Source organism: Micromonospora sp. LZ34, from assembly GCF_052981855.1.
In genome coordinates this window covers 1-7,804 of the sequence record NZ_JBRIQN010000106.1, presented here as the reverse complement: position 1 = coordinate 7,804, position 7,804 = coordinate 1, and the positions used below count along the sequence as shown (strand labels likewise).

Genomic DNA, 7,804 nt, shown 5'->3' with positions numbered 1-7,804 from the left:
GCAGAACCAGATACCGGAGACCTCTTCAGTTATCGACCACCGCCACGCCGCGACTTCGTACGGATCCCTCGACTTACGAAACACGCCTTAGTCGACGCCTGGCTCCGCCACTTCCTTGGCCTATTTGCGCCATGGGCATCCATACGCCATTGACAGCTCTTGATCACGTCCCGTTATGTGATCGAGGCTTGCAGATGGCTCGATCAATCAGGCCGCTGGCACGGGCGGTGAGTCGCACGTTTTCTGCACCCCCACGGCGGGTGACCCCCGCCGCTACTGCCAAGGAGACCTGGTGGCAAGACAGAGAAGACCGTTGCAGGTGGCCCTCGCGGCCCTGATCGCACTCGTGGTGATACCGCTGGCCGCTGGCACCGCGACCGCCCAGCCGATCGCTGACGAGTCCCCGCTCGAGCAGAAGGCGGAACCCGCGCTGCTCGACCAGCTTCAGGCCGAGGAGGAGGTCACCTTCTGGCTCGAGTTCAACCGCGACGCCGACCTGCACGTGGCGGCGCAGGCCACGACGAAGACCGAGAAGGCGACCGCTGTCTACGAGGCGAAGCAAGAGCAGGCCACGGCGTCCCAGGCGGACGCGGTAAAGCTGCTGGAGTCGGCGGGAGTCGACTACACCTCCTTCTGGATCGACAACTCCATCCAGGTCGTCGGCGGGCAGGAGATCGCCGCGAAGCTCGCCGAGCGCCCCGAGGTCGCGCGAATCACGGCGGACGACGAGATCAAGCTCGACGAGCCGACCGAGGGCGAGACCGAACCCAAGGTCGACGCCGTCGAATGGAACATCGACCGCATCAACGCCCCCCGGGTCTGGAACGAGATCGGGGTGCGCGGTGAGGGCATCGTCGTCGCCAACATCGACAGCGGCGTCCAGTACGACCACGCGGCGGTCAAGAACCAGTACCGCGGTCGCAACGGCGACGGCACCTACGACCACAACTACAACTGGTTCGATCCCGCCGGGGTGTGCCCCACGGCCGTGCCGTGCGACAACAACGGCCACGGCACGCACACCATGGGCACGATGGTCGGCGACGACGGCGGCGACAACAAGATCGGCGTCGCCCCCGCCGCCAAGTGGATCGCCGCCAAGGGGTGCGAGTCCAGCTCCTGCAGCCGCGACTCGCTGCTCGCCTCCGGGCAGTGGATCGTCGCGCCCACCGATCTGACCGGCGCCAACCCGCGCCCCGACCTGGCCCCCGATGTGGTGAACAACTCCTGGGGCGCGAACGTCTTCGACCCCTGGTATCAGGACGTGGTCGCCGCTTGGCGCGCCGCCGGTATCTTCCCGGCGTTCTCCAACGGCAACAACGGACCGGCCTGCAACACCAGCGGTTCGCCGGGCAGCTACGTGAGCAGCTACAGCTCCGGCGCGTTCGACATCAACAACGCCATCGCCAGCTTCTCCTCCCGGGGTACCGGCGAGAACGGGGCGATCAAGCCGAACCTCGCATCACCGGGCGTCAACGTGCGCTCCAGTGTCCAGGGCGGCGGCTACGGCTCGAAGTCCGGCACGTCCATGGCGTCCCCGCACACCGCGGCGACGGTTGCGCTGATGTGGTCGGCGTCCCCCGCCATCCAGGGCGATGTGGCGCAGACCGAGGCGCTCCTCGACCAGACCGCCATCGACGTCGGTGCCACCGCCTGCGGCGGCACCGCGGCCGACAACAACATCTTCGGTGAGGGCCGACTCGACGCGTTCGCGGCGGTCTCCGCCACGCCGCGCGGCCCGACCGGCTCGCTGAATGGCGCGGTCACCTCCGGCGGCGCGGCCGTCGGCGGGGCGAAGGTGGTGGTGGACGGCCCGATGGACCGCATCCTCAACACCGCGTCCGACGGCACGTACGCGCTGCCCGTGCTCTCCGTCGGCGACTACACGATCACGGTCACCAAGTTCGGCTACCTCACCGGTACCGGCACCGTCACCGTCGTCGAAGGACAGACCGCCACCCGCGACATCGCGCTGCAGCAGGCGCCCTCGGCGAAGGTCGCGGGCACGGTCACGTCGTACTCCGGGCCCGCCGGAGGTGCGACGATCACCGTGACCGGCACCCCCGTGACCGCCACCGCGGACGCCCAGGGCCACTACGAGGTGACCCTGCCGCACGGCGCGTACGACCTGACGGCCTCGCACCCGTCGCTCTGCGCCACCGCGGGCACCGCGCACGTGGAGGTCACGGCCGACACCACCGCCAACATCGCCCTGCCGGACCGCGTCGACACCTTCGGGTACGCGTGCGCGGCGGGCAACGGCGACGACTACGTCGCGGGCACGGACAAGCTCGGGCTCCCCGACGGGGACAACGACTCCGTGGCGGTCACCCTGCCCTTCCCGGTCGCGCTTTACGGGGAGAGCTACACGTCCGGTTGGATCACCACCAACGGCGTGGTGACCTTTGCCTCCAGCTCGACCTCGAGCAGCAACAACACCATCCCCCGCACGACCACACCCAACGCGGCGCTCTACCCGTTCTGGGACGACCTGAAGGTGCCCCCGGCCACCGCGGGCATCTACACCGGCCTCATCGGCACCGCCCCGCACCGCTCGTTCGTCATCGAGTGGCGGGACGTCGTTCACGACTCAGAGGAGGACAAGCCGTTCTCCTTCGCCGCGGTCATCGGCGAGGACGGCAAAATCTCCTACCACTACAAGGACACTGCCGGCATCGGTCTCCAGTCGGGATCCAGCGCCACCATCGGAGTGGAGAACCGCCCGGGCACCGACGCATTCCAGTACTCCTACAACACCGGCGGCGTGCTCTCCGACGGCCTCAGCATCGACTTCCGCACCACCAAGACCGGCGTGGTGCTGGGCACGGTGCGCGACGCCAACGACGGCGAGGGCGTCGCTGGGGCCACGGTCACCGTGGGCACGGGTGACACGGCGGTCACCACCACCACCGGGTCGGACGGCTCGTACCTGGCCCAGGCACCGACCGGTGCCACCACGGTGAAGCTCTCCGCCCCGGCGTACCAGCCCTTCGAGCAGGCGGTGACGCTCGATGCGGGCGGCGTGGTGGCCGTGTCCGAGGCGCTCAAGACCGGCAAGGTGGCGGTCGCCAAGGACGCCTACGAGATCGTCATCCCCGTCGGCCACCAGCGCACCCGCGCCTTCGAGCTGTCCAACGCGGGCTTCCCGACGGCGTACACCGTCATCGAGGACGCCCCATGGCTGTCGGTCAGCCTGACCGGCGGCGACCTGGCGACGGGCGCGAAGGCCACCGGCACGCTCTCGGTGGACACGGCCGGGTACGCGCCGGGCGAGGTGCTCACCACCACCGTGCAGGTGACGTCGGAGAGCGGACGGGCCCCGGTGCTCACCGTGCCGGTGAAGGTCGTCGTGCCGCGCTACCAGACGGCGCTCGACGCGGGCGCGTCGGGCACCGGCGTCGTGGACACGCTCGGCGACACCTGGCAGCAGGACCAGAAGTACACGGTGGGCTCCTTCGGCTACCAGGGCACGTCCAGCACCAAGTCCACTTCTCGGGCCATCAGCGGCACCGACGACCCGGCGCTCTTCCAGAACGCGCGGGAGGGCATGTACGAATACCGGTTCGACAACGTGCCCAACGGCGTCTACACGGTGGAGCTGGACTTCGCCGAGGTGTCGAGCAGCAAGCCGGGCCAGCGGGTCTTCGACGTCCTCGCCGAGGGCACCGAGGTGCTGCCCTCCCTCGACATAACGTACGAGGCCGGCAGCTACGCGGCGGTCACCCGAACCTACACGGTCACCGTGACCGACGGAGCGCTCAACGTGCGGTTCGTGGCGAGCAGCGGCAAGCCGCTGGTCAACGCGATCCGCGTCACCGACCGGCCAGACAAGTCCTGACGGACCGACCAGACAGGGGCCCGTCCCGCCCTCCGGCGGGACGGGCCCTTCCCTTGCGTCCGGCCGGATCCGGCCGGTTCAGCCAGCGGTGGTGGCGAGCGTGAGGCCGAACCCGACGAACGGCGCGCCGATCCCGGTCGTGACCTCCGCGGCCAGCCGGCGGCGCTGGCGGAACTGCGCTGCGAGGTAGGTGCCGGCGAAGATCAGCGCGGTCAGCTACGGGGCGCTGGTCAGCTGCGCGATCAGCCCGAGCAGCAGGAAGGACAGCCCCCGGTAGGGGTAGCCGGGTCGACGAACTGGATGAAGAAGGTGATGAAAAACCGGATCGCCTTGGGGTTGAGCAGGCTGATCACGGCCGCGCGCCGGAACGGGTTGCGCACCGCCGCCGCGGCGGCGTTCGCCGCGCTCGCGCCGGTCAGCGCGACCGCACCCGGTCGGCACCGTGGACGCGAGCGGTGCGGCGAAGATCCGCCTGCCCCACGCGAATGGTTGTCTCACGGGCGGATTTCTCCCGCAAGATGCTCCCGATCGATGGGCGCGACTGCGGCGATCCTCCACTCAGTGAACCCGGTTGTCATTAGTCGCCATCAACAACCTTCGGAGTCGTCCGCCGCCCATCGGGCGTCACCGGTCCAATCCAGCCATGCCATGCCGCGTGCCACGCCAACTGCATGCGAGTCACCGCCCCCGCCCGGTCCATCAGATTGCGCACGCGTCGCAACACGGTGCGCTGTCCAATGCCGAGCTGACGGGCGATCACCGCATCGGTGAGGCCGCTGAGCAGCAGGGTGAGCAGCTGACGGTCCGCCTCGCCAAGCCGGGGCGCCTCCGCGTGCGGCACGCCCGAGGCGTCGATGGGCAGTGCCCGGGACCAGATCAGCTCGAACAGTTCGATCAGTCCGTCCAAAAGTGGGCTTGGATGGATCAGGGCCGAACCGGCCGACCGTCCCGTTTCGCCCGCGACCGCAGGGACGATCGCCAGCTCGCGGTCGACGATCATTGCCTTGAGCGGCACCCGGTGGGCGATGCGGGCCTCCTCACCCGCCGCCACGTAGCGGGAGACCCGGGTCAGGCCGCCCTCCCTCTCGACCGCCCGCCGGTCGTACACCGTCCGATAACGCACGCCCGCCGCCAGCCGCTGGAGCTCGGTGTTGTTCGCGACGTCCCCGTCCGATGCCGGTGGCGTCAGATAGGGCGGCACATCAAGGATCAACACCTCGCTGCGCGCTCTGCGCTGAATCTGATCGATACGCTGGGCCACTGCTGCGTCCGGAGTCGGCTCCACCATCGCCCGCACCTGATCTGACCAGGGTGCGGTGCGGTACTCGTCCGCCAGCCGCCCCAGAGCCGCGCGGGCAGAGTGCAACTCCTGCATCCGCCGCAACAGCAGCACTTCTCCCGCGATGTCGGGCGGAGACACGATCAGCCGGGTCCGGTCTCCCTCGACACGAGTCAGCAGGCCCTTGGCGGCCAGGCCGTCCACGGCCGCCGAAGCCTGTTCCGGGGGCACCCCGAGCAGCTCCGCCACCGCGTCTTCCCAGCACGGCTCGGTCCGTACCAGCAGGATGTACAACCGGGTTTCCGTCTCCGTCAGCCCCAGGGCCCGGAACACCGTTTCTCCCCGGGCCCCCTCGCTCTCCTGCAATCTCATTCCTTCACCCAGGCTTCATCGGCGACTGGCCAGACAGCTCGCCGCCCGACCGCTTGCGGTGGCTGCGGAACGCAACGCCCGAGGATCCAGCACACCAATAGGCAACAACGGTGTCAGACATGCGCGCGCACGATCAGGGGCATGGTGATCGGCAGCCCGGTGGCGGGATCGCGGCGGTCGCCTACCTGTCCTGTCGGACGTGGCACGTGGTCCCTCTCTTGTCGAAACGCGGTGGGCGGTCGTGTCCCTTTCCGCCGAGCCTCCGCCGGAAAGGGACACGACCGCCATCTGCGCCTGACCGGAACGGCCCGGGCAGCGACTGGTCGACCGAGGTGCCGGTGGCATCCTCGGCGGTGATACCGAAGCCGAGGAAACTGTCCGCGACGAGCGCCGAGGGGGGTGCGGTGAAGGCGTACTCGCCCCTCCCCGCGTGTCGCACGCTGACCTCGGTCCAGGTGATGCCACCGTCGGCGGTGACGGCCGGTTCACCTGGCTCGGCGGACGCGGGAAGCGGCGGCAATCCGAGGTCGCCAGGCTGGCCAGCCGCGCGACCGCGAGGCCCGCCTCGCGGCGTTCCAGTGGCTGCACCGCTACAACACCGTCCGCCGCCACTCGCGGCTCGGACAACGCTCCCCGACCACCTACGAGAACACCCTCCGAGCAACATCAACTACCCTGGCACCAGCCGCATAGCCGTGTCCACAATCAGGGGTCAAGCCCCGACGAAGACGCCATCGGCGGCCTGCGCCGTCAGGGTCAATCAGGCGCCACGTCTGTTGCACTTGAGGCATGGCGTCGAGCATCAGCAACCCCTGGCGTTTGACCTGTCAATGATGGAAGCCGCATCACCGCTACTTCATGATCGGCAGGACAGACCCTAGACGGCCCCGCACCGAAGCAGGTGCGGGGCCGTGCAGGTTCAGCGGACCTGCCGGGTCACCCGGTCGATCACGCTGAAAGGCAGCTTCGCGGTCGCGCTCGATCAAACCCGCCGCTCGGATACAAGCCCGCCGCGGATCTCCGACGTGGACCGCGACCGTGCCGCCCGGCGTCCTGGCCGGTCGACGCGGCCGACTCTCGGGCTACGCTGCGGCATGATCTCGATCTCGTGCGTGCTGCTGGTGGACCGGGACGGGCGACTGCTGCTGCAGTTGCGCGACGAGCATGCGCCCCTGCATCCGAACGTCTGGGGGCTGCCCGGCGGGCACGGCGAGCCGGGCGAGACCGCCGAGCAGGGCCGCCGTCCGCGAGCTGCGGGAGGAGACCGGACTGCGCGCCGAGCGCGATCTGCGCCTCTTCGCCCGGCAGGAGCTGCCCGAGCTTGGCAGGGTCAAGCACTACTTCTGCGGCGCGACCGGCGCCGGGCAGGAGAACGTGGTGCTCGGCGAGGGGGCGGCGATCCTGTTCGTCCCGGCCGACCGGGTCCTCGACGGCCGGCCGTACACCCCAGGTACGGCCGAGGTGCTGGCCCGGTTCGTGGGCTCGCCGGAGCACTCCCGGCTGGCCACGCTCGCCGCCGCCCGGACCGGTCAGCGCCCCATCGCCGGCTGAGCCGGCCCGGTCGGATCGCTGCCGGCCGGTGGACGCGCCTGGCTCATGGGTAGGGAAATCGGACGACGATCGGCGTCAGCTCAGACGCAGTGCACCAGCCGGAAGCGCTCGGTTAGCACCAGCGTGTCGTCATCGACGGTGAAGCCGGAGTCGCCAAGCTCTGCGCGCACTTCCGCGCTGTGCCAGAACGTCTCGTGCCCCGCCCTCCACTGCGCCACCGACTCATCACCCTCGACCTCGTCGAGGGCGTGTTGCAGGTCAACATCGGCCAGCCGGACCACCCGCACCTCGGTCAGCTCGATCACCGCAACCCGCCGGTTCTCAGAGTCCACCACCGCCGATCGTTCGCCGACCTCCGGCAGCGGCTCGTTCGCGCGCTCAAATCCGAGGGCCAGAGCGGAAGTCGAGGTCTTCGCGCCGGACAGGATCGCGGCCACCAGTCTGTCCCGTAGCGGCCCGGGAAACGCGAACTCCGCCCCGCGAAAGATCATCGAGATCCATGCCAGGAAGGGTACGCAAGCGGTGAGCCGCGACTGACGTCTCGCTTACAAGGCGCTTTCGGCGAGAGTCGTAGTGTCCGCTGACGTCCACTGGGTTCGGGTCGGATTCGACCTCCGTTCGCACTCATCCAGCTTCGGCCACCATCGTTGATGTCAACGGCTGATGTCACCCGCTACTGTCGGCTGTTGCTGGTAGAACCGCTGGATGGATCAAGTGACCGACCCGCTGGCCGGGCTCGACGACGTCCCATGGGAGTCGCTGCA

4 protein-coding genes and 2 pseudogenes are annotated in these 7,804 nt (G+C 69.3%); 3 read left to right on the top strand and 3 right to left on the bottom strand.

Going from position 1 to position 7,804, the window contains the following annotated elements; genetic code table 11:
• Nucleotides 1-292 precede the first annotated feature (292 nt).
• Entirely contained in the window at nucleotides 293-3,838 is a 3,546-nt protein-coding gene (locus ACVCAH_RS37155) for a S8 family serine peptidase (protein ID WP_447140890.1), read from the top strand.
• A 78-nt stretch (nucleotides 3,839-3,916) separates the two neighbouring features.
• Here the strand turns inward: ACVCAH_RS37155 and ACVCAH_RS37150 are convergent.
• Together ACVCAH_RS37150 and ACVCAH_RS37145 are read right to left on the bottom strand one after the other, a co-directional pair.
• A pseudogene (locus ACVCAH_RS37150) lies at nucleotides 3,917-4,224 on the bottom strand (LysE family transporter); the annotation flags it as partial.
• Nucleotides 4,225-4,415: 191 nt separating this feature from the next.
• A complete protein-coding gene (locus tag ACVCAH_RS37145; protein ID WP_447140889.1) occupies nucleotides 4,416-5,483 on the bottom strand; it encodes a helix-turn-helix domain-containing protein in 1,068 nt (355 codons plus the stop codon).
• Between the two features lie 1,100 nt (nucleotides 5,484-6,583).
• Here ACVCAH_RS37145 and ACVCAH_RS37140 point away from each other — a divergent pair.
• Nucleotides 6,584-6,664: pseudogene (locus ACVCAH_RS37140) on the top strand (hypothetical protein); the annotation flags it as partial.
• Nucleotides 6,654-7,040 (top strand): NUDIX domain-containing protein, encoded by a 387-nt coding sequence (locus tag ACVCAH_RS37135; RefSeq protein ID WP_447140888.1) that lies wholly within the window; start codon nucleotides 6,654-6,656, stop codon nucleotides 7,038-7,040. The pseudogene ACVCAH_RS37140 and the gene ACVCAH_RS37135, both read left to right, overlap by 11 nt.
• 80 nt (nucleotides 7,041-7,120) lie before the next feature.
• Here ACVCAH_RS37135 and ACVCAH_RS37130 read toward each other — a convergent pair whose 3' ends face one another.
• Nucleotides 7,121-7,531, bottom strand: a complete 411-nt coding sequence (locus tag ACVCAH_RS37130) for an ASCH domain-containing protein (RefSeq protein ID WP_447140887.1) — start codon at nucleotides 7,529-7,531, stop codon at nucleotides 7,121-7,123.
• Nucleotides 7,532-7,804 lie beyond the last annotated feature (273 nt).

What these genes read in the sequence shown, in the direction of transcription:
- ACVCAH_RS37135 (WP_447140888.1), top strand. Translation starts at nt 6,654, where the DNA reads ATGCGCCCCTGCATCCGAACGTCTGGGGGCTGCCCGGCGGGCACGGCG.
- ACVCAH_RS37130 (WP_447140887.1), bottom strand. Translation starts at nt 7,531, where the DNA reads ATGATCTTTCGCGGGGCGGAGTTCGCGTTTCCCGGGCCGCTACGGGAC.